The 21,355-nt window shown below is 42.8% G+C and carries 25 protein-coding genes; 14 read left to right on the top strand and 11 right to left on the bottom strand.

Going from position 1 to position 21,355, the window contains the following annotated elements; translation table 11 throughout:
* Positions 1-116 precede the first annotated feature (116 nt).
* Complete coding sequence (locus tag AM279_RS00415) at positions 117-515, top strand: acyl-CoA thioesterase (protein WP_054405691.1); 399 nt, start codon at positions 117-119, stop codon at positions 513-515.
* A gap of 25 nt (positions 516-540) precedes the next feature.
* On the opposite strand, the gene AM279_RS00420 is transcribed toward AM279_RS00415, so the two are convergent.
* Complete coding sequence (locus tag AM279_RS00420) at positions 541-1,167, bottom strand: IMPACT family protein (protein ID WP_054405693.1); 627 nt, start codon at positions 1,165-1,167, stop codon at positions 541-543.
* A gap of 79 nt (positions 1,168-1,246) precedes the next feature.
* On the opposite strand from AM279_RS00420, the gene AM279_RS00425 reads away from it, so the two are divergent.
* The 3 genes from AM279_RS00425 to AM279_RS00435 are packed head-to-tail and all read left to right on the top strand — an operon-like array spanning position 1,247 to position 2,984.
* On the top strand, positions 1,247-1,792 hold the full coding sequence (locus AM279_RS00425; protein WP_054405695.1) for a hypothetical protein: 546 nt from the start codon (positions 1,247-1,249) through the stop codon (positions 1,790-1,792).
* Positions 1,789-2,364 carry a hypothetical protein gene (locus tag AM279_RS00430; protein ID WP_143090413.1) on the top strand — a complete coding sequence of 192 codons (576 nt, stop codon included), beginning with the start codon at positions 1,789-1,791 and terminating at the stop codon, positions 2,362-2,364. The genes AM279_RS00425 and AM279_RS00430 overlap by 4 nt, the downstream gene beginning before the upstream one ends.
* Positions 2,361-2,984 carry a transglycosylase domain-containing protein gene (locus tag AM279_RS00435; RefSeq protein WP_054405699.1) on the top strand — a complete coding sequence of 208 codons (624 nt, stop codon included), beginning with the start codon at positions 2,361-2,363 and terminating at the stop codon, positions 2,982-2,984. Before AM279_RS00430 ends, AM279_RS00435 begins: the two co-directional genes overlap by 4 nt.
* A 9-nt stretch (positions 2,985-2,993) precedes the next feature.
* On the opposite strand, the gene AM279_RS00440 is transcribed toward AM279_RS00435, so the two are convergent.
* Positions 2,994-3,605: an HAD family hydrolase gene (locus AM279_RS00440; RefSeq protein WP_054405701.1), complete on the bottom strand. Its 612-nt coding sequence runs from the start codon at positions 3,603-3,605 to the stop codon at positions 2,994-2,996.
* Complete coding sequence (gene ribD, locus AM279_RS00445; protein WP_054405703.1) at positions 3,598-4,656, bottom strand: bifunctional diaminohydroxyphosphoribosylaminopyrimidine deaminase/5-amino-6-(5-phosphoribosylamino)uracil reductase RibD; 1,059 nt, start codon at positions 4,654-4,656, stop codon at positions 3,598-3,600. Before ribD ends, AM279_RS00440 begins: the two co-directional genes overlap by 8 nt.
* Before the next feature lie 143 nt (positions 4,657-4,799).
* Between ribD and AM279_RS00450 the strand changes: the two genes are divergently transcribed.
* Together AM279_RS00450 and prmC are read left to right on the top strand one after the other, a co-directional pair.
* On the top strand, positions 4,800-5,282 hold the full coding sequence (locus AM279_RS00450) for a GNAT family N-acetyltransferase (RefSeq protein ID WP_054405706.1): 483 nt from the start codon (positions 4,800-4,802) through the stop codon (positions 5,280-5,282).
* A 1-nt stretch (position 5,283) separates the two neighbouring features.
* A complete protein-coding gene (prmC, locus tag AM279_RS00455; protein ID WP_054405708.1) occupies positions 5,284-6,123 on the top strand; it encodes a peptide chain release factor N(5)-glutamine methyltransferase in 840 nt (279 codons plus the stop codon).
* Positions 6,124-6,125: 2 nt separating this feature from the next.
* Here prmC and AM279_RS00460 read toward each other — a convergent pair whose 3' ends face one another.
* A complete protein-coding gene (locus tag AM279_RS00460) occupies positions 6,126-6,500 on the bottom strand; it encodes a tRNA-binding protein (RefSeq protein WP_054405710.1) in 375 nt (124 codons plus the stop codon).
* A gap of 55 nt (positions 6,501-6,555) precedes the next feature.
* Positions 6,556-7,125: a DUF1543 domain-containing protein gene (locus AM279_RS00465; RefSeq protein ID WP_316948645.1), complete on the bottom strand. Its 570-nt coding sequence runs from the start codon at positions 7,123-7,125 to the stop codon at positions 6,556-6,558.
* 113 nt (positions 7,126-7,238) lie between these two features.
* Between AM279_RS00465 and AM279_RS00470 the strand changes: the two genes are divergently transcribed.
* A complete protein-coding gene (locus tag AM279_RS00470; protein WP_054405714.1) occupies positions 7,239-7,760 on the top strand; it encodes a hypothetical protein in 522 nt (173 codons plus the stop codon).
* Positions 7,761-7,844: 84 nt separating this feature from the next.
* Here AM279_RS00470 and AM279_RS00475 read toward each other — a convergent pair whose 3' ends face one another.
* Both AM279_RS00475 and AM279_RS00480 read right to left on the bottom strand, forming a co-directional pair.
* On the bottom strand, positions 7,845-10,223 hold the full coding sequence (locus AM279_RS00475) for a glycosyltransferase (RefSeq protein ID WP_054405716.1): 2,379 nt from the start codon (positions 10,221-10,223) through the stop codon (positions 7,845-7,847).
* Between the two features lie 142 nt (positions 10,224-10,365).
* A complete protein-coding gene (locus tag AM279_RS00480; RefSeq protein WP_054405718.1) occupies positions 10,366-10,623 on the bottom strand; it encodes a hypothetical protein in 258 nt (85 codons plus the stop codon).
* A gap of 349 nt (positions 10,624-10,972) precedes the next feature.
* Between AM279_RS00480 and AM279_RS00485 the strand changes: the two genes are divergently transcribed.
* The 3 genes from AM279_RS00485 to AM279_RS00495 all read left to right on the top strand — a co-directional run bounded on the left by AM279_RS00485 (position 10,973) and on the right by AM279_RS00495 (position 15,072).
* Positions 10,973-13,162, top strand: coding sequence for a glutamine synthetase III family protein (locus AM279_RS00485; RefSeq protein WP_054405719.1), 2,190 nt, complete (start codon positions 10,973-10,975; stop codon positions 13,160-13,162).
* 107 nt (positions 13,163-13,269) lie between these two features.
* Entirely contained in the window at positions 13,270-14,052 is a 783-nt protein-coding gene (locus tag AM279_RS00490) for an OmpA family protein (protein WP_054405720.1), read from the top strand.
* A 120-nt stretch (positions 14,053-14,172) separates the two neighbouring features.
* Positions 14,173-15,072, top strand: a complete 900-nt coding sequence (locus AM279_RS00495; protein ID WP_054405721.1) for an OmpA family protein — start codon at positions 14,173-14,175, stop codon at positions 15,070-15,072.
* A 1-nt stretch (position 15,073) separates the two neighbouring features.
* Here the strand turns inward: AM279_RS00495 and AM279_RS00500 are convergent, their stop codons facing one another.
* The gene (locus AM279_RS00500) at positions 15,074-15,391 is read right to left on the bottom strand and encodes a type II toxin-antitoxin system RelE/ParE family toxin (protein ID WP_054405722.1); all 318 of its coding nucleotides are present in this window, start codon (positions 15,389-15,391) and stop codon (positions 15,074-15,076) included.
* Entirely contained in the window at positions 15,382-15,624 is a 243-nt protein-coding gene (locus tag AM279_RS00505) for a hypothetical protein (RefSeq protein WP_054410020.1), read from the bottom strand. The genes AM279_RS00500 and AM279_RS00505 overlap by 10 nt, the downstream gene beginning before the upstream one ends.
* A 164-nt stretch (positions 15,625-15,788) precedes the next feature.
* Between AM279_RS00505 and AM279_RS00510 the strand changes: the two genes are divergently transcribed.
* Positions 15,789-16,931 carry an aldo/keto reductase gene (locus AM279_RS00510; RefSeq protein WP_054405723.1) on the top strand — a complete coding sequence of 381 codons (1,143 nt, stop codon included), beginning with the start codon at positions 15,789-15,791 and terminating at the stop codon, positions 16,929-16,931.
* Here AM279_RS00510 and AM279_RS00515 read toward each other — a convergent pair.
* Positions 16,928-17,416 carry a DUF3368 domain-containing protein gene (locus AM279_RS00515; protein ID WP_054405724.1) on the bottom strand — a complete coding sequence of 163 codons (489 nt, stop codon included), beginning with the start codon at positions 17,414-17,416 and terminating at the stop codon, positions 16,928-16,930. The two genes, AM279_RS00510 and AM279_RS00515, sit on opposite strands and share 4 nt — an antisense overlap.
* On the bottom strand, positions 17,416-17,676 hold the full coding sequence (locus tag AM279_RS00520) for a UPF0175 family protein (protein WP_054405725.1): 261 nt from the start codon (positions 17,674-17,676) through the stop codon (positions 17,416-17,418). The genes AM279_RS00515 and AM279_RS00520 overlap by 1 nt, the downstream gene beginning before the upstream one ends.
* 117 nt (positions 17,677-17,793) lie before the next feature.
* On the opposite strand from AM279_RS00520, the gene AM279_RS00525 reads away from it, so the two are divergent.
* The 3 genes from AM279_RS00525 to asnB all read left to right on the top strand — a co-directional run bounded on the left by AM279_RS00525 (position 17,794) and on the right by asnB (position 21,348).
* Entirely contained in the window at positions 17,794-18,972 is a 1,179-nt protein-coding gene (locus AM279_RS00525; RefSeq protein ID WP_054405726.1) for an AIR synthase related protein, read from the top strand.
* 80 nt (positions 18,973-19,052) lie between these two features.
* Positions 19,053-19,505, top strand: coding sequence for a GreA/GreB family elongation factor (locus AM279_RS00530; RefSeq protein ID WP_054405727.1), 453 nt, complete (start codon positions 19,053-19,055; stop codon positions 19,503-19,505).
* Between the two features lie 232 nt (positions 19,506-19,737).
* Positions 19,738-21,348: an asparagine synthase B gene (gene asnB / locus AM279_RS00535; RefSeq protein ID WP_054405728.1), complete on the top strand. Its 1,611-nt coding sequence runs from the start codon at positions 19,738-19,740 to the stop codon at positions 21,346-21,348.
* The last annotated feature ends 7 nt before the right edge of the window (positions 21,349-21,355 follow it).

Genomic DNA, 21,355 nt, shown 5'->3' on the forward strand with positions numbered 1-21,355 from the left:
AGAGCAAATATTGCAACATTTTTTCTCAAAAAAAAACTTGGGCTGTATTGATTTTTTCAAAAAAAAACGTAAGCATAATTAAGCTAAAATTAGCATAAAATTAACAGTAAAAAAATATGAATTTTCACGAGTTTAATGTAAGGGTTCGCTATGCCGAGACCGACCAGATGGGGGTTGTTTACCATGGAAAATATGCCGAATACTTTGAAATGGGTCGTGTGGAATGGCTTAGAAACCTGGGTGTTAGCTATGCTGAAATGGAAAAGCAGGGTGTAATGCTGCCGGTGGTGAGCCTGACCATGAATTATAAAAAACCGGCCCGGTATGATGATTTCTTAACAGTAAAAACAATATTTAAAAAACAGGTGGGCGTTAAGATAGAATTTGACTACGAAATCTACAATGAGAAGCAGGAGTTATTAACAACGGGGTACTCAATGTTAGTATTTGTAGACATGAAAACCGGCAGGCCTACAAGCCCTCCTGAGTATGTAAAAGAGAAACTGGCCCCCTAACCCCCAAAGGGGGAATTGTTGGGTACTAAACTCCCCCTTTGGGGGTTGGGGGGCTTACTACAATCCCATAAGCCGCTTCAAATGCCTCAAGAAACATTGGGGCATTTTTTTTGCGGGTGGCCAGGGTCATAGTACAGTCGTTTTCCATAGTTTGAGAAACAATGTCCAGGTTTTTTTCTTTTATAATGCGCATTACCTTGTTCATATCCGGGTAACCGAATTTTACGGTGAAATGTACATCAATGGTTTTATCAATAATCTCTGATGCCTCCAGTGCCATTTGGGCTGAGGTGCGGTAGGCTGAAATAAGCCCGCCTACGCCCAGTTTTACCCCTCCGAAGTATCGTACAGACACCACCAGCACATTGGTTACACCAAAGCTTTGTATTTGTCCGTAAATGGGCATGCCGGCTGTGTTGTTGGGTTCGCCGTCATCGTTAGCACGGTAGTAAATGTTAGGCTCTGTACCCAGTTGAAACGCATAGCACCAGTGGCGCGCGCCATAATGCTGTTTTTTAATGTCGGCCAGTATGGTTTTTACCTCGTCTTCGTTTGCTATGGGAAAGGCATAGCCAAAGAACTTGCTGTTCTTTTCTTTAAACAGGGTTTCTTCGCCGGGTGCGGCCAGGGTTTTGTAAGTGTCGTTTTCCAAAATAAAAATATCGTAGTGCAAAGGTAGCAAGATAAACCAAACGGAAAATTGTGTATACTTGTAGTATAATCTCCTTACTATGAAAAAACTGCTTGTTTTTCTTTCTGTTTTATTCATTGTTCTTAGTTGCAGTAATAAAAGTAATGAAAATCATGAAGAACGTCCTGTTATTAAGGGGCTGCATTTTTTTGATTTTGATGAAGTTGTGTACTATAAAACCACAATGAAGCAAACAGATTTAGATACTGTTTTTAATGCTCCAAAGAGCATCAGGAGGCAGTTGTTACTTGATGTACTTACATCTTATACTCCTGAATCTTTAAAAGATAGTGTATTTGTGGCCCAGCTCGAAGATATTGGTTACAATAAGAAGGTGCTCCCTGACAGTATAAATGAATCTTTAAACAAGATTTTTAGTGAAAGAGCGTATGATGAAGATTATGCCGCTCCTGCCTGTATGCCATATTTTAGGGATGTATATGTGTTCAGGAAAAACAACAAGATAACAGGTGTGGCTAAAATTTGTTATGGTTGCGGCTTTAGTTATTTTACCGGTACTGATGCGGTTACGCAAAATTTTGGCCGCCACAATGAGTTAAAACACTTAGAAAAAATAGTAAAATGAAAAAGATTTCCCCTTTATTATTGCTCCTAAGCTGTGTGGTAGCCTACAGCCAAACCCCGGCAGAAATAAATAAAGCTTTGGGTCTGCCTGATAGCCTTGCTTATGAAAGCGAAATAAGGGTGTACAAAGACAGGGGGATTAGTAACTGTTCTCAGGTATTTAGGTTTTATAAAGATGGAAAAGAGTGGAAAGCAGCACTATATTATTTCTTTACTGGAGGCAAAACAAACACAACTGATATGTTTATTAATAAAAACCTTGATGGTGTCTGGTGGGATATACTCAATACAAATATTTTATATATACCTGATGAAAAGGAAATAAAATATAAACTGGAAAAACGTAGTAAAGGTCGTACCGAAGAAGGGGTAAATGGCTACTTTACTACCCATACTGCTATTAGTGACGGTACAGGCTATGAAATTTTTATAAGGAGCTTTAATGAACAAAATCATATTAACTATAGTAATCCTGAAAGTTACTTGAAAATTTATCCTGGGGTTGACGAGCTTGAATTTATCCGGGATTTACTGGATATCATTAGAACCGATTTTAATATCTGGAAGCAATGAAAAAAACGCTTACCAAAACACTTAAGTCCTTTACCATAACTATTCTGGTAATTATGGCTTGTATTTACCTTGTGCTTGAAACCGGTGGTTGTGTAATAACAACTTCTAAAGAACGACAGGCAATTAAGAAATCCCTAGCTGAAGCGCCTGAGTTACCACAAAACTTTTTAGATGTGTATGAAAAGGTATATCCGGGTTCAATGAGCAATACCATTTGGGGTTATGCCTTTAAGGAACGGTTTAGTACGGTAGATTTTAAATATCCAGTGCGCGATGCAGCCGTTACTTTAGCGATATTACGGGCAAAGGGAACGTTTTGGAATACCACATTTATGGCATTTATGATTGAAAATTATGCCACACCACAACAATGCCTGCAATTCAACCTGTCTCGTTTTGACTTTACCCGGAATTGCATTGGCGCTGAAGCAGCTTCGCACTATTACTTTAAAAAACCGCTTGCTGATTTAACAGATGATGAAGTATTGGAAATTTTGGTAATGTATCAAAACCCATCACTTTATAATAAACAGAGTTCAAACCCGAGGAAAGTAGCGGAATTCTACAAATCATTTAATAGGTTGAAAGCAAGATACAATAGCAATTTATCTGTAAACTGAGATTCAAAACTAACTCTCTAAAGTCAAAATCTTCTTATCAAATAAATCTACTACGTCTTCTTCGCCTTTTTGCAGGTTCCACACCTGGAAGCCTAATGCTTCGGCGGCATCAGTATTAAACTTTTTGTCGTCTACCACAAGGGTGCGTTTGGCTTGTATATCATGTTTGTTGAGTATGTAATTAAAGGCTTCGGCATCGGGTTTGCGTACACCTATTTCATGGCTAAAATATACCTTTTCAAAACACTGGTAAAAATCGCTGTAGAACGACATACCTGCATCGTGCTCAAACTTTTCTATATGAATAGGGTCGGTATTACTAAGCAGGAAAAGGCGGTAGGTATTGGTTAACTTTTGCAAAAACTCCAGCCTGTATAGCGGAAAATCAGCAATACCCGCATTCCAGGCTTCTTTAATCTGTTCAGGGGTGGCATTGTTTGTAAAAGGCTGTATGCCCTCAAGGTATTGCTCTTCGTTTATCTTGCCGGTTTCAAGCTTCTTCTCAAGCTTTTCAAGGTCTTCGTTCCAGGTTACACCTATAGCAGCCAGGGCTTTGTCTTTAGCCTCTTTGTCCTTGTTTAAAAATACATCGCCTAAATCAAAAATAATTGCATTAACCATAATTCCTGAAAATTAAAAGCTCATCATTTACAATTGTATCCCGCGCGGTAAGCTGTCCTGTAAGCTGTGGTGCAGGTGTACCGTTACTAAAAACAGCATTGCCCTTAAAAATACGGGCCTCATCCCACAGGTTGCAGTCAATAAAGCCCTGCAGTGTTTTGTAGCCTCCCTCAATAATTACCGAAAGCAACCCGTGACTGTGCAGCACCCCGCAAACAGATTGCAGCAGGTTAGCATCAAACGGTACCTGTTCATACAGCAGGTTCTCTAAATTAGGCAAATCAGGGCACTCTGTCAATACAATTGTCTTTATTTTTTGATTTTTAACGTTATAATTGCCCGAAATACGGTTGGTGCGATCCAGTACAATGCGTACGGGCTGTGGGCCCGTCCAGGAGCGCACATCAAGCTGGGGGTTATCGTCTATTACGGTGTGCGTACCAACAAGTATGGTAGCCTCTTCGCTACGCCATTTGTGTACCAGCTGGCGTGAGTAGGGGTTGGTTATCCAAACGGGTTTCTTATCTTCTGTAATAACAGAACGTCTTAAAGGTGCTAAAAAACCATCGGCGCTTTCAGCCCATTTGAGTATAATGTAAGGGCGTTGCTTTTCATGAAAGGTAAAAAAGCGGCGATTGCTTTCGCGGCATTCGGCTTCTAATATGCCTACAGTTACGTTTTTGCCGGCTTCCCGTAGTTTTTTTATCCCGTTGCCCGCCACTTTAACGTGGGGGTCTACCGTGCCTACAACAATATTGGGTATTTGCTGTGCAATAATCAGGTCGCAGCAGGGTGGGGTCTTGCCATAATGGCTGCAAGGCTCAAGCGTTACATAAAGTGTGCTTTGGTTAATCAGGTGCTTGTCTTCCGGTTTAACCGAATTAATGCAGTTTACTTCGCCGTGCGGGCCTCCGTAAGGCGATGTGTGGCCTTCGCCAATAATGCGCCCGTTGTGTACCAGCACTGCACCCACGCTGGGGTTGGGCATGGCGGCACGCATACCGGTTTCGGCAAGCCCAAGGCAGCGGTGCATGTAGGTTTCGTGGGTCATTTTTTTAAGTTGCAGAGTAGCAAAGTTACAAAGTTGTTAGGAGTTGCGTGTTGTGGGATGTCAAGTTCTTGTTGATACGGATAAAAAACTTTAAAAATAACCCTCAACACCCAACACCCAACTTCTTACGTTATCTTTGCGCTATGGATTATACAATAAGGCCCATTGCTGAGGCCGATAATATAGTTATAGCGCAGGTTATCCGTAGGGTGTTTATAGAGCTTGGTGCACCCACAACAGGCACTGCCTATGCCGACCCTGTTCTTGACAGGCTTTCTACAGTATATGATAAAGAGGGAACTACATACTTTGTGGTAGAAAGTAAAGGCGAGGTAATTGGCGGTGCCGGTATTGCACCCCTTGATGGAGGTATAGCCAATGTTTGCGAATTACAGAAAATGTACTTTTCGCCCGAAGCGAGGGGGAGGGGCATTGGTACCGAACTGATGCAGAAATGCCTTGATACAGCGCGGCAGTTTGGCTACAGTCAATGTTATATAGAAACGCTTGATAGCATGCTGGCAGCACAAAAATTATATACCAAAACAGGGTTTAAGTACCTTGATGCGCCGCTGGGCGACACGGGCCACAACTCCTGCCAGGTATGGATGCTTAAAGATTTATAAAATGACATTTAAAGACTACCGCAGCCACTTTATTCAAACCCTTATGCCTTTATATGACGAGGGGGAGGCTGAGCGCTTTTTTTATATAACCCTTCAAGAACTGAAAGGGTGGAGGCGTGTGGATTTTGCGTTGAATACGGGTTATTTACTTGCAGATACTGAACTTTCTAAATGGAATGAAGTCTGTGCGCAATTACAGCAGCAAAAGCCTATTCAGTATATTTTTGGGCATACCTGGTTTTACGGTTTGCAGTTTAAGGTAAACGAACATACCCTGATTCCACGACCGGAAACGGAGGAACTGGCTGACTGGATTATTGTTGAAAACGCTGCCGGAAGCAGTATTGTAGATATAGGTACAGGCAGTGGTTGTATTGCCATAACGCTGGCTAAAAATATTGAAGGTTCAGAGGTAAGTGCTATGGATATTTCTACAGGGGCAATTGAAGTGGCAACGGCTAATGCGGCTGCTAATGGAGTATCTATACAATTTATACTCCAGGATGTATTGGCTCTAAGTGAATTGCCTCGAAAATATGATGTTATTGTGAGTAATCCGCCTTATGTGCGCAACCTTGAAAAAGAGGAAATTAAACCAAACGTATTGGAGTTTGAACCCCATACCGCGCTTTTTGTTGAAGATACCGATCCGCTAATTTTTTACCGAAAAATTGCACAACTGGCTAAAGAAGGGCTTAACCCCGGTGGGAAGCTGTATTTTGAGATAAACCAATATTTGGGGCCGGAAACGGTTGAACTACTTAAAAGCCTTGGGTTTGTTACAGTAGAACTGCGAAAAGATATGTTTGGTAACGACCGGATGATTAAAGCGGTATTATAAATTTACCCAATACGCAGGCCGTTTTCTACTTTAAAATCAGGGGCAAGCAATATCACATCGCCTTCGCTACCCACAGCTCCAAGCACCAGGCATTCGCTCATAAATTTGCCTATCTGCTTGCGCGGAAAGTTTACCACGGCCACTATTTGCCTGCCGGTTAATACCTCTTTAGTATAGCGTTTTGTTATTTGCGCCGATGTTTTGCGTGTGCCAATTTCAGCCCCGAAATCTACAGTTAGCTGAAAGGCCGGTTTGCGTGCCTCCGGAAAATCATTTACTTCTAATATAGTGCCCACGCGCATTTCTACACGTTCAAATTCATTCCACGACAGGTCGGTTTGTGGTTTGTTGTTTATGGTTTGTTGTTGCTCACTCATATCTAAATTATTTGTGTTTTTGTTTGTAGTTTGTGGTTGAACTATGAACCACACACTATAAACCTGTAAAAGGCCCCAGTTTTACATAGCCCGCATGCAGCTCATCTTCTATCAGGCTGTCAGACGGGGTTATGGCAATGCGATATTGCTCTTTAAGGTGTAGTGGTAAAATATCTTCCACATTGTGCATATCATCTACATCAAGTGCGTACTTCTCATCTATATGGCTTTCGGCACCTTTAAAATTATAGTGTTTGTAAAAGGCGGTTTGCTTTGCGGCTTTAACGGCCTTGGCCATTGTTTTGGCAACTACCAGCATTTTGTAGTGGTATTCCTCAAGGTCGGCAGGTTTGTAGCCGCCCAGGTTCAGGAAAAAAAGCTTTTCATCTGTAGGGGTAAAACTTTCTTTGGGTACTATGTTTATGTTGTAGCCGCCCACTTTTGTAACCTGTCTCCACGAGTCTATATGCAGCTGGCCGCCGTTGTGCCAAAACGCATACATATCGGGCTTAAGCGCTTTTATATCAGTGCCTATCCCAAAAAAAATATCGTGCTGCTCGGTTAGCCTGCCGGGTGGGGTGGCACCCAGCACCACCATGTATAGCGTGGGTTTGCTGTTCATCATACTACAAAGGTAAAATAAAGTTTTTTCCTAATTTTTCTTTAAAAACCATTTTTGGCGCATTTTTTGGAATACTTTAGTAAACGATATAATTCAAACTTTAAAAATTTAAGACTATGAAAAAGATACTTTTACTTTTCAGCGCTGTTGGCCTACTAAGCCTTTCAAGCTGTAACAACGACGATAATTTTGACCAGGACACCATTGCTGAGGTTTTTCAAACACGTCGACTTAATTTTACAGCATCCGGAGAGTTTAAAAATGTTGTAGAGTTTGGTACTACAATACCCGATGGAGATATGATATTGGTGTATCGCCTTACAGATGATCCTGATACAGATCTTGATGTTTGGCAACTTATACCTCGTACATTATATTTTGGTGAAGAGGAGGTGGATTATGATTACAATTTTACTCAAAATGATGTGCTTTTATATATGGAGGCAAACACCGATCTTTCAGATCCTTCCTTTGATCCCTATACAAGAAACCAAATTTTTAGAATTGTTATAATTCCAGGATTTTTAAGTAGCTCCAGGACTTCTGCAAACGCTATGGAAGAGTTTAAGGATTACAATGCTACAATGAAAAAATATGGCATTAAAGAAAGTGATGTTAAGCAGATAAGCACTAAGTAATTTACATTATAAAGGTTAAGTTAATTAAAAACCCCGGCATCATAAAGATAGCCGGGGTTTTTTGTATAGTATTTCATCATCCGCTTATATGTCCTGCGGGGCACGCAGGGCGCTAACCTTTGCAGCCCTTAGCTTACGGAAGTACACGTTGTTTGGATTACCAAAGTATTTGGTAATGGTAAGCCTTGCCATAAGGTAGCTCACGGTGCTTTCGGCGCCCTGGTTAAGGTTTACGCTGTGTTCTTCAAGGCCGTCAAAGCAGCCGCCGGTGCAGGGGTTGTAAATAACGTGCTGCAGGTGGTTATTGCCCAAAAACCAGTTAAAGGCAACCTCCATTTTATTAAGGTACTCGGCCGACTTAAATATATCGTGAAATTTGCGCAGTGCCAGTATGGTGTAGGCCACATCTATAGGCTGTTCGCCATAGCGTTCTTTTTCGCTGCCGCGCACGTGCCATCCGCGGTTGGAAACCACCTTAATGCTGTTTTCGTCAAATATATTAGACAGTAAAAAGTCAAACGATGCCTTGGCCACATCCCTATATGTTTCGTTGCCGGTCATGGCGTGGCACAGCAACAGGGCTTCGGGTAGTACGCTATTAGCATAAGTAAGGTAGCCTTCAAACCATTTCCATTCTTCATCAGCCTCATGACGGTACATTTGCACCATGCGGTCGGCAAACATTTTTATGTAGATAAGCACATCCTTATCCTTATTCTGGCGGTTGTAGTAATACAGGCCTTTAATAACAAAAGCCATGGCGCGGGTAGAATAAATATCTTTGGTAAGCCCCAGCGTTTTCTGGAACATGGCCTCCGCGCTTTCTACCATTTCGGCAGGCAGTATCGGCGCCAGCGAAATAAGGTAACCCAGTGCCCACATGGCACGCCCTGAAGCATCTTCAAGGTTTTCGTTGTGGTTTTGTGTGGTGTAATTTTTATTTACATCTACATAGTTTAGGAAACGGCCGTCTGCCATTTGGCAATAGCCTATATAATTAAGGTAAATGCCTATATATTTAAGGTCGTCGGTATTGCGGTATTTTTTATAGTGCTGGCACATGGCTATCATGGCGCGGGCATTATCATCTATTGTGTATCCCGAAGCTAAATCAGGCATATTTAGTTTTGCAAATTGCACAAAACCAAAATCAGTAGTCATGGCCTTAATATGGTCAAGATTAACCTGAGGGTTGCGGTATTCCAGTTTAATGGCTCCGGGTGCGGCATTTTTTTGCAGTACCTTGGCGTGTGCCACAGCAGAGTTTTCCCAGGCGGTGTGTACAATTTTATGCAGCCCGTTTAGCACCATCTTCTCACGAAGGATAGGGTCAAACAGCAAGGTGTTAATGCGGTCGGCCAGCTGCTCGCTGTTACCAAAATCAAACGTAAAGCCGGTTTCTCCTGCCAATACTTCTACAGCGTGGGGTATAGGGGTAGAAACAATAGGGCAGCCACAGCTAAGCGCATAAGAGAACGTGCCGCTAACGGCCTGGTTAGGGTCTTTGCTTGAGAAAACATAAATATCAGTAAGCTGAAGGTAGTCCAGCAGCTCATCGAGCGCTACATATTTGTTGATGAACTGTACATTGTTCTGTAGCCCGTGTTCTTCAATTTTTTGTATGAGCGATTCCCTGTATACTTCGCCCTCGTTAAGTACCACGGTAGGGTGGGTTTTGCCTATAATAAGGAACAGTACGTTAGGGTTTTTATCTACAATATTGGGTAGGGCGTCAAGCGTGGTTTCAATACTTTTCCCCGAACTTAGCAGCCCAAAGGTGCTGAGTATGGTGCGGCCTTCAAAACCGTATTTGCGTTTTAGTTCAGGACCCTGGCCGTGTTTTACAAGGTGTGTGCCGTGGGCAATAACCGCAATCTTGTCGCGGTTAACTATATAGTCGCGCACCAGTATATCGGCAGCGTTATGTGTCATAACAATAAGGCTGTCGGCACGGTTTAATATGTGCTGCACATTTGCCTTAAATTCTTCATTAGGATTGGGTAATACGGTATGAAATACCACTGCAAGCGGTTTCTGTACTTCGTCTATAAACGTATTGAAGTCTTTAACCGTTTCGTGCACCAGGCCAAATTCGTGCTGCATAAGCACAATTTTCAGGTTTTCATCTTCATTTATGGCCCTGGCAAGTTGTTTGTATGATTCCGGCTCGCTGGTGTTAAGTATGTACTTAACATCAGGGTCGGTATAGGTGTGTTGTTCTTTATTGGTTTCAAGCGCACATATCTTTATAGAAAAGGAATCCACATAATGGTCGTTAAGCGCCTTTATAAGGTCCTGGCTATAGGTTGCAATACCGCACTGCCTGGGTGGAAATGTAGTAATAACCAAAATTTCGGGCAGCTTTTCCCCGTTTGGTGTTACAGTAATATTCTGGGCAGATAACTGCTCTATAAGGTTGTTATAGGGCTGAAATTTTTTTCCGGCGGTTTTTCTCGTTTTCATGGTGCAGTAACTTGTTTTTTAGCGTGTTGTGATTGATATAATTTTATGGCATTTAATAACTGTTTGGTTGTAAACTCTGGATTAAAAAACCGGCTGCAAACTGCAACCGGCTTTCACTTCTTCTTTGTTTTGGGCTCCCCCTCTACACTTTATTTGCCCATTCTGTGGCGCGGTTGGCCGCTGCGTTTACCACATCTTCGGCAGTGTTGGTTGCCTTTTTATATTCTTTTTCAGCTTTGCGTTGCAGTTCGTTCAGCTTACCTTTAAAAGTTTCCTTAGCCTCATCTGCATGGGCGCGGTATTTTGCTTTTTTACGGTTGCGCACGGTTACAGCCACAGCTACACCGGCCAGTACGGCAGCTGCTACAGCTGCACCTATTACTACTTTTTTATTAGCCATTGTATTTCGTTTTTAGGTTATAAACTTAATCTTTAGCCAAATTATGGAATTCTCAGCTTCCTGATAATCTGGTTAGTAAATATTTAACTCAATTAACATGGCTTTAGTAATTTTATATTTATTTTAAGTGTTGTAAGAATTTTTTTGAAAATTCTGTAATTGCAATACCGGGATAACAGTAAATTTAAGAAAAAATAATACAAGCCCTAAAAGTGTGGGTAGAATTGAGGTTTTGATAAAAAAACGAAAATTTAACCCACTAAAAATTGGGGGTAGGGGTGTTGGAAGACAAAAATTTGTACATTTGCACAGATTTTTAATCATTAATTAACATTAAAAAATAAGTTTCATGTCAACATTTCGTTTTGAAGCCCTTAAAGAAACCGCAGGCAGGAAGCCGGTAGAGGTTAAAGAGCTTGACAGAAAGTCGATTATCTTTGGTAGCAACGTGTTCAATGACAAAGCAATGCGTCAATTTTTAACCCCGGAGGCTTACAAGGCGGTTAAGAGCGCTGAGCAGCATGGAACTAAAATAGACCGCAAGCTGGCTGATTATATAGCTATGGGTATGAAAGAATGGGCGCTTAGCAAAGGCGTTACCCACTACACCCACTGGTTCCAGCCACTAACAGGTACTACTGCCGAAAAGCACGATGCCTTTTTTGAAACTTCTTTTGACGGTTCTGACCCTGTAGAAAAATTTGGCGGCAGCCAGCTTGTACAGCAGGAACCGGATGCTTCGAGCTTCCCTAACGGCGGTATCCGTAACACGTTTGAAGCCCGTGGCTATACTGCTTGGGACCCAACATCTCCTGCGTTTATATATGGTACTACACTGTGCATCCCTACCGTGTTTATTTCGTACACCGGTGAGGCGCTTGACTATAAAACGCCACTACTACGCGCCCTTTCGGCAGTAGATGAGGCTGCTACAGAAGTATGCCAGTATTTTGATAAAAACGTTAAGAAAGTAACCGCCACTTTAGGCTGGGAGCAGGAATACTTCCTTGTAGATGCTGCCCTTGCCGCTTCAAGGCCGGATATTACACTAACAGGCCGCACCCTGCTTGGACATTCGTCTGCAAAAGGACAGCAGCTTGACGACCACTATTTTGGTTCTATACCTACGCGTGTGCTTAACTATATGCGCGACCTTGAAAACGAGTGTATGCTTCTTGGTATACCGGTTAAAACCCGCCACAACGAGGTTGCTCCTAACCAGTTTGAGCTTGCGCCAATATTTGAAGAGGCTAACCTTGCGGTAGACCACAACTCACTACTTATGGATGTAATGCAAAAAGTTGCAGAGCGCCATAACTTTAAAGTGCTTATGCACGAAAAACCATTTGCAGGCGTAAACGGTAGCGGTAAGCACAACAACTGGAGTATGGCTACAGATACCGGTGTTAACCTTCTTGGTCCTGGTAAAACGCCTATGAGCAATCTACAATTCCTTACGTTCTTCATTAACACCATTAAGGCTGTTTACACGTATGAAGAGCTTGTAAGGGCTTCTATTGCTACAGCAAGTAACGACCACAGGCTTGGTGCTAACGAAGCTCCACCTGCAATTATATCGGTTTTCATTGGCGACCAGCTTACAAAGGTGCTTGCCGAGCTTGAGGGTGTATCTTCAGGCAAACTTTCTCCTGAAGAGAAAACCGACCTTAAACTTAACGTAGTAGGTAAAATTCCGGATGTATTGCTTGATAATACTGACAGGAACCGTACGTCTCCGTTTGCCTTTACCGGCAACAAGTTTGAGTTCCGTGCTGTGGGTTCTTCTGCTAACTGTGCAAATGCCATGACCATAGTAAACACTATTATGGCCAAGCAGCTTAAAGACTTCAAAAAAGAGGTTGATGCCCTTATTGAAGGTAAGGAAATGAAGAAAGACGATGCTATCTTTAACGTGCTTAGGGAATACATCAAGCAAACAAAAGCCATTCTTTTTGAAGGTGACGGTTATAGCGATGCATGGGCTGAGGAAGCTGCAAAACGCGGCCTGAGCAACCATAAGACTACTCCTGAAGCGCTTAAGGCTAAAGTATCTGAATCGGCACTTGCGCTGTTTGAAGAACTTGGCGTACTTAACCATGTTGAGGCTGAAGCCCGTTATGAAATAGAGCTTGAAGAGTATATCAAAAAAATACAGATAGAAGGCCGTGTGCTGGGTGATATTGCACGCAACCACGTAATACCTACTGCTATACGTTACCAAAACATAATTATTGAGAACGTAAAAGGCCTTAAAGAAATATTTGGTGCTGAGTTTGAAAGTGTTGCTAAAGAGCAGATTTCTATCATTAAAGAAATTTCTGGCCACATTGCCACTATTAACTCTAAAGTTGTTGAAATGACTGAAGCCCGTAAAAAGGCTAATGCCCTTACAAGTTCTGAAGAGGCTGCGCACGCTTACTGCTTTGAGGTTAAGCCGTTGTTTGATGTTATCCGTAAGAGCTGCGATAAGCTTGAGCTTCTTGTTGATGACGAAATCTGGCCGCTAACCAAGTACAGGGAGCTGCTTTTCATCCGATAATTGTTTGAGTTTTAAATAAATATTAAACCTGTCATAAATTTTATGGCAGGTTTTTTGTTTTTAGCCAATAGGTAGTACCTTGTTTACCTCTTTACACACCACACTTTATGAAAAAAATACTGCTCCTCTCTGCCTTATTCTGCCTGGGTTTACTGCATGCCCAGCAGCAAACAAAAGAACTGCATACGGTGGTTTATTTTGCTGTTAACGAAGATAATCCGCTGCCGGATGAATACACTCGGTTGCTGGCCGACCTTAAAAATGCAAAAGTACTCAGTATTTACGGCCATGCCGATACTACGGCTACCGCACAGTATAACCAAAAACTTTCTGACCGCAGGGCTAATAATGTTGCGGCTTATCTAAAGGGCAAAGGTGTTAATACTGCCAATGCCGATGTGAAAGGATTTGGGGAGTTGCAGTCTCTTGACGGTGGCCTTATAACCGACAGGCGGGTAGTAATAACCTATGAAAAAAGGGAAGGGGCTGTAGTGCAGCCCGCACTACAGTCAAGCCTTTCGGCAGAAGTGGCTGAGGCGAAGAAAGGCGACAAGCTTAAGCTTAAAAACATGAATTTTGAAAACAATTCAGATATTATGCTGCCGTCTTCAAGGCCTGTGGCAAATGAGCTGCTGCGTATTATGAAGGCCAATCCCGGGCTTGAAATACAAATACAGGGGCATATTTGCTGCCAGGATGTAGATGTAACCCGTGTATCAGAAAAAAGGGCATTTATGGTGTATAATTTCCTGCTGCAAAACGGGATTAGCAAAAGCAGGCTTTCTTACAAAGGGCTGGGCAGCTCGCAACCCATTTACCCGTTACCCGAACAAAGCGAAGGCGAGCGCGTTGCCAACCGCAGGGTAGAGATAGAAATCATCAGTAACTAATTTGATTTGAGCTTTATGTTTTCTCTCTATTTATAAGAAACTACTTTAAATCGGTATCTTCCGCGTTTCGTTTGCAATAAAAATTCATTACATTCGTTATCCACACAAAAAGAAGACTTCATGAAGCGACTACTTTCATTTGGCGTACTATTCTTATTTCCGCTACTGACTGCGGCACAGGAGCAGTTTTCTGTTTATTTTGACAGCAACAAGAGTGAGCTTACCAAAAAAGAAACCGATAAGCTTGCCCGATGGATGGTGGCTAACCATGAGTCTAAAATATTGGCTATAAATGGCTATACCGATGAAGACGGTACATCTGGCTATAACGATACGCTGGCACAGCGCAGGGTAGATTATGTATATGCCGCTGTAAAAAACAGTGTAAAAACCCGTGAAGACTTTAAAACACACAGTTTTGGCGAGCTGCACAAACAGTCGGCTAACAAGGCTGAAAACCGTAAGGTAACGCTGTACTTTCTGCAAAAACAGGATTTGCATAGGGAGAATGAAATTCTGGGTATAAAGGAAGAGGCACCTAAGCCGGTGGTAACAGAAAAGAAAGATATTACCTATCCTGAAAAAGTTACGGTTCAGGGGCCGGGCGGCAGGGAAGAAGAGCTTGCCCTTGATGTAAGTTTTATGAAGCAGGTGGCGGCCACCCCGGCAGGGCAAAAAATTGTATTGCCTAACATGAACTTTTACGAAAATACCTTTGGCATAATGCCTGATTCGCGCCCACGCCTTTTTGAACTCCTGGAAGTAATGAAAGCCAACCCGGGTATCAAAATAAAAGTGCAAGGCCATGTGTGCTGCATGACGGCCGACCGTAAAAACCTTTCGCGTGACAGGGCAAAAGCTATTGTAATGTTTTTATCTACAAGCGGCATAGAGCGTAGCCGCATGACATTTGAAGGTTTCGGCGTAAGCCAGCCGTTATACCCAATCCCTGAAAAAACACCTGAAGAGCGTGAAGCTAACCGCAGGGTTGAGGTGTTGATTGTAGAGAATCCTTCATAAATCAGGGAGTGCGTTTTATCTTGTCCGGGTTTTGCCTTGAATCAAAAACATTAGATATCAGGAGCATTTGGTTTGGAATATCAATCCAATAAATAATCTTATAATTTTTGTGTACAATATATCTAAATTCCTGTAGTCTGTCTGAAAGAAATTCTTCCCGTTGCCCTATGTAAGGAGACTGGTCTAAATTTATGGAGGCATCTACTAATTCGTCTACCAGTTTAGCGGCAACTCTTTTGCCGGCTTTATACTTGTAGTAAGTGTAAATATCTTCGAGTTTGTTTTCTGCAAATTGCGTCCAATAAACCGTTAGTCCCATTTTTTAATTTTATCTTTTAAGGAAGAAGCCTTAATAATGCGACCTTCCTGTGCATCTTTAATTGATAAATCAGTTTCGATATTAAGTTGCTCTACGCTCATGGGAGACATATTTTCGTCAGCCAATTCTGCTTTACGTTTGTGTAAAAAGTTTTCAAGAGCTGTAATAACATCTTCGTTTTGTAGCCGTAAAAATTCCTGTACAAAACTTATTTTTCTCGCTTCTAAATCCATCGCCATAATGTTTTTTTCAAAGATAGATAAAAATTATTTTCATATTGCCCATAATGCTGATGACCACTTCAATTCGTCATTTTTAGGATATATTTATAGGTAATAATTTTGCTTACAGTTGAAGCATTGGCTAATTTTGAGGGACAACCACTAAACCCAAAATTATGTCAACTACCCGTCGCAATTTTATACATACCCTTACCAAAGGCGCCGCTGCGGCAGCCATTACCCCCGTTTTAGGCAGCAGCCTTGACGGCCTTGCACCCGAAAGTTCGGTAACACCCATAATTACAGAGTCGGCCGGCTCGTTTGAGCCTACTAAACTGCGCTACCGTGTGCCGCATAAAATAGGCATGGGCGGTGTTGCGCTGGGCAATGGGTTTGCCGAGACCGACGATACCACAGCGCTACAGGCCATGCAGGGCGCGTGGGATGCCGGTATCCGCTACTTTGATACCTCGCCGTGGTATGGCCTTGGGCTGAGTGAAAGGCGCATGGGTAATTTTCTTCATGGCAAAGACAAAAAAGAATATGTGATTTCAACCAAGGTTGGCAGGCTGATGTATCCTGATGCTGATTTTACGCATCCGTTATGGAAAGGCAGGCTTAACTTTAATTACAAATACGATTACACTGCTGATGGCGTGCGCCGCTCGGTTGAGGATAGCTTACTGAGGCTGGGTATACCGGCCCTGGATATTGTGTTTATACACGATTTAAGCCCTGATAACGGCGATATGAAGGATAAGTGGGTAGAGTACTTTAAAGTGGCGCAAAACGGCGCTATGAAAGCGCTGACCAAAATGCGCGAGGAAGGCCTTATTAAAGCGTGGGGGTTGGGTGTAAACACTATTGAACCTGCCATGCAAACCCTTGAGGTGGCCGATCCGGATGTGTTTCTTTCAGCAACCCAATATTCGCTGGTAAAGCATAAAGATGATTTGGAAGTACTGTTCCCTGCGTGTGAAAAGCGCGATGTTAGCATTATTGTAGGTGCACCGCTTGCCGCCGGATTGCTTGCCGGTAAAGACCGTTACCTGTATGCTGGCGAAAAGCCAAAGGATGTTATGGACAAGTATGCCAAAATGAAAAAGATTGCCACTGCCCACAAGGTAGACCTACGCAGTGCTGCTTTGCAATTTACCGCTGCGCCTAAAGTGGTAGCCAGCACCATACCCGGTATTCGTACGGCACAACAGGCTGCTGAGAACTACGCCAGCATGAGTGCAAAAATACCCGTTGATTTTTGGGCAGAGCTTAAAAAGGAAAAACTTATTGAGGAAAGGGCAGAGGTGCCGAAGGTTTAGATGGGTAGCTCCTGATGGATTTTCAAAAGTTTATTTAATAAGTCTATAGAATAGTAACGTTTATTAGCGAGTAGTTCTATAAAGACAGGCCTTAAGTCCGGTATAAGTTGTTTTGTTTTCGCGGTTGACAAAATGCCGAGAGTGCCTATGCAGTTAATATTGAGGCTTTCTGCAATAGTACGGGCTTTTTTATCATCAACTAACAAAAAGTTGGCTCTTAATTCTTTGTATAGGATTACTGATTCTGATTCTCCGTAATCCATTATAAAGGTCAATTCATTAAATCCGGTTATAGCGGTAACTTTGTCTTTAAAGAATGCGTCTATAGCCGGATAGAATTCTGTTGTTTTGTCTAATGTTATTTCTTCCCAAACAGCATTTGGAATTTTTATCTGATCAAAAAGGGTTTCTAAAATATCAAGCCTATTGATTACTGCCAATGAGAAAATGGAGCCTGAATCGGCAATTACAATCCCGTTTTTCATTACAAAAGCTTTTGAATATCACTGTCAATGTCTTCTTCAGTGATATTGGATATTGATATGTTGTTTTCAGAAAGCAGTGTTTCAAATTCAAGCCTCGGCATTCCTGCAAGCTGCGAAGCCTTGCCTATGGTCAATTTTTGTAATTTGTACAATTGCATGGCAAGAGTGGCTTTTAAGCGCTGTTTAAAATCGGGTTCAGATTCGTTTAGTGCTAAAAGTATATCTCCTGGTAATTCTAATGAAATGGTTTGGGTGTTCATAACAATTGCTTTTCTTCAAAATTACAAAATTTAGACTATACTCCACTGGCTCATTAAAACATTGGTAAATTATCACATTAAAAACTATCTTTGCCGCTACAACACAAACAGCTACACATGAGTTCTGATACCAGCAAACGCTATAGCCAAAGGGGAGTTTCGGCTTCTAAAGAAGATGTGCACAACGCCATTAAAAACATAGATAAAGGCCTTTTCCCGAAAGCATTCTGCAAAATTGTTCCTGATTACCTTACCGGAGATGAAGACTACTGCCTTATTATGCACGCCGATGGTGCGGGTACAAAGTCGTCTCTTGCCTATATGTACTGGAAAGAAACCGGCGATGTAAGCGTTTGGAAAGGTATAGCACAGGATGCGCTTATCATGAACATAGACGACTTGCTGTGTGTGGGTGCGGTAGATAACATAATGTTGAGCAGTACTATTGGGCGTAATAAAAACCTGGTGCCGGGCGAAGTGATTTCAGCCATTATAAACGGTACGGAGGAGCTTATAGAAGAACTTAAAGGCTTTGGTGTGACCATACACTCAACCGGTGGCGAAACGGCCGATGTGGGCGACCTGGTGCGCACCATTATTGTAGACAGTACCGTAACGGCCCGTATTAAACGCAGCAATGTGGTAGATAATGCCAACATTCAGCCGGGTGATGTGATTGTAGGTTTGGCGAGCTACGGCCAGGCTACCTATGAAAAAGGGTACAACGGCGGTATGGGCAGTAACGGCCTTACTAGTGCGCGCCACGATGTGTTTAACAACTACCTTGCGGCAAAATACCCTGAAAGCTTTGATGCTGCGGTTCCGGCTGAACTGGTGTACAGCGGCAATGTAAAGCTGACCGATGAAGTAGAGGGCAGCCCTATAGATGCCGGTAAGCTGGTGCTTTCGCCTACGCGCACCTATGCGCCTGTTATTAAAAAGATTCTCGAAAAATATACCCCGGCCGATATTCATGGTATGGTGCATTGCAGTGGCGGCGCCCAAACCAAGGTGCTGCATTTTGTAGATAATGTTCATGTGGTTAAAGATAACCTGTTCCCTGTTCCGCCGTTATTTAAGCTCATACAGGAGCAAAGTGGCACCGACTGGAAGGAAATGTACCAGGTATTCAACTGCGGCCACAGGATGGAGCTATACGTGCCACAGGCCATTGCAGGTGATATTATTGCAATCTCACAATCGTTTGGTATAGAAGCGCAGGTAGTGGGAAGGGTAGAAGCTTCAGAAAGTAAAAAACTTACCATTACAAGCGAATACGGAACGTTTGAGTATTAATATTTTTTAGCCACGAATTTCACAAATTAGCGCAAATTTTAATTAGTGTCCATTTGTGAAATTCGTGGCTTCTTTATACAATGCAGTTACTAAAACAAAATATCCTGGCTTACTACAAGCAACAGGTTCAGGACAAGCTGGATGCCTTTCGTGATATGATAGCGGCCCTTACTGAGGGTGCGGCTAACGATGCCAAAGGGTCGGCGGGAGACAAGCATGAAACAGCCCTGAGCATGATGCACCTGGAGCAGGAAAAGCTGAACCACAAAATTTCTGAATTTTTAGAGCAGCAGGCGGTTTTAGAGCGCATTAATCCTGATAAACAATCTGATAAAGTAGCCTTAGGCAGCCTTGTGGTTGCAAATGGTATTTACCTGTTTGTAAGCGCTGCATTGCCTAAAATTACCGTGGTAGGCAAAAGCATATTGGCGTTATCGCCGCAATCGCCGCTGGGTGCCATGATGATGGGCAAACAGGTGGGCGATACATTTGAGGTTAACGGTACTAAGTATACTATCCAGCAACTGTTTTAGCAACAAATTACATTAATTCGTTGCTGATATGCTTTACAAATTAACATTTGTAATCCATTCCTTGTAAAAACCCTGTATTTCCTTATTAATTGCTGTAATAAAATCTATTTTAGTTTAAAATTAAAATCACTTCACAAGTTTGTGTTTTGAAATTGAAACTAAAAATACAACTTTGTCTTGTTGAAATAAACCAAATAGTGGTTTTGAGCTTTGAATGTAAACAGAATAAAGTATGTGTGGAATTTTAGCAATTATCGGAAAGGGAAAAGATGAAGCATTGGTTAAGCAGCTTTCTAAAAGGATGTCGCACCGCGGGCCAGATGAAAGCGACCTTCATGTAACATCTAAGGGACATATATTAAGCCACGAGCGCCTGTCTATAGTAGACCTTCATACAGGCAAACAACCCATACAGGGCACTAATGATGCCTGGATGGTGCATAATGGCGAGATATACAACCACCAGGCCCTTCGCGATACGGTGCTGAAAAGCCATACATTCAGGACAACGTCTGACTCTGAGGTTATCGTGCATTTATATGAAGAGTTTGGCTATGAGTTTTGCGATATGCTCGACGGTATTTTTGCCTTTGTGGTAATAAGCGGCGACGATTTTATTGCAGGCCGCGACCCGCTTGGCGTTAAGCCGCTATACTACGGCCTTGACGAAAGGGGCAGGATATACTTTGCCAGCGAAATGAAAGCCATTGCCGATCAGTGCCAGACGTTTTCTACCTTTCCGCCGGGGCATTATTATACGCCCAAAACCGGTTTTGTAAAATATTACAGGCCGCAGTGGGAAGATGCCTCTAAGGCGGTTGAGCCGGTAGATTATGAAGCCATACGTGCATCGTTAACGCAGGCGGTTGAAAAAAGGCTTATGAGCGATGTACCTATCGGGGTATTGCTTTCAGGCGGGCTTGATTCGTCGTTAACGTCGTCTATCGCCGCAAGGCTGATGAAAGATAGCGGGCAAACGCTGCATTCTTTTAGTGTAGGCCTTGATGCTATGGCACCCGATGCCGCCGCGGCACGCAAAGTGGCAGATTTTTTAGGTACTGAACACCATGAGGTACACTTTACAATAGAACAGGGCATTGAAATACTGGATAAGCTCATTTGGCACCTTGAAACCTATGATGTTACGTCTATTCGCGCCAGCACACCTATGTACTTTTTGAGCAAGGCGATTACAGATATGGGTATCAAGGTGGTACTGAGTGGCGAAGGGGCCGATGAGATTTTTGGCGGTTACCTGTATTTCCGTAATGCGCCGGGAGCGGTAGACTTCCAGAAGGAAACCATAGAAAGGGTACAAAAACTCTTTACTGCCGACCTGCTGCGTGCTGATAAAAGCACCATGGCGCACGGGCTTGAGGCGAGGGTTCCGTTTTTGGATAAAAAGTTTTTGGAGCTGGCCATAAAAATAAAACCCGAAGAAAAACAGCCGTTAACCTACAACGGCGTAGAAAAATACATACTCCGCAAGGCGTTTGATACGCCACAGCAGCCTTACCTGCCGGATGAGGTATTGTGGAGGCAAAAGGAACAATTTAGCGATGGGGTGGGGTACAACTGGATAGATACGCTGATCGAGTATTGCTCAAGCCAGGTAACGGATGAACAGATGGAGGGTGCGGCAGAGCGTTTTCCGTACAACACCCCGGCTACAAAAGAGGCTTATTTTTACAGGAGCGTGTTCCATAAGCACTTCCCACAGGTCAGTGCTGCGCAAACCGTGCGCAAATGGATACCTAAGTGGCAGGCGAATACCGACCCAAGCGGCCGAGCCAACGCTGCCCACGTAAATGCCGATACTGCCATAGCGCAGGCAAAAGTTTGATAGTTTG

The organism is Flavobacterium akiainvivens (assembly GCF_001278115.1).
GTDB classification, from domain to species: Bacteria; Bacteroidota; Bacteroidia; order Flavobacteriales; family Flavobacteriaceae; genus Flavobacterium; species Flavobacterium akiainvivens.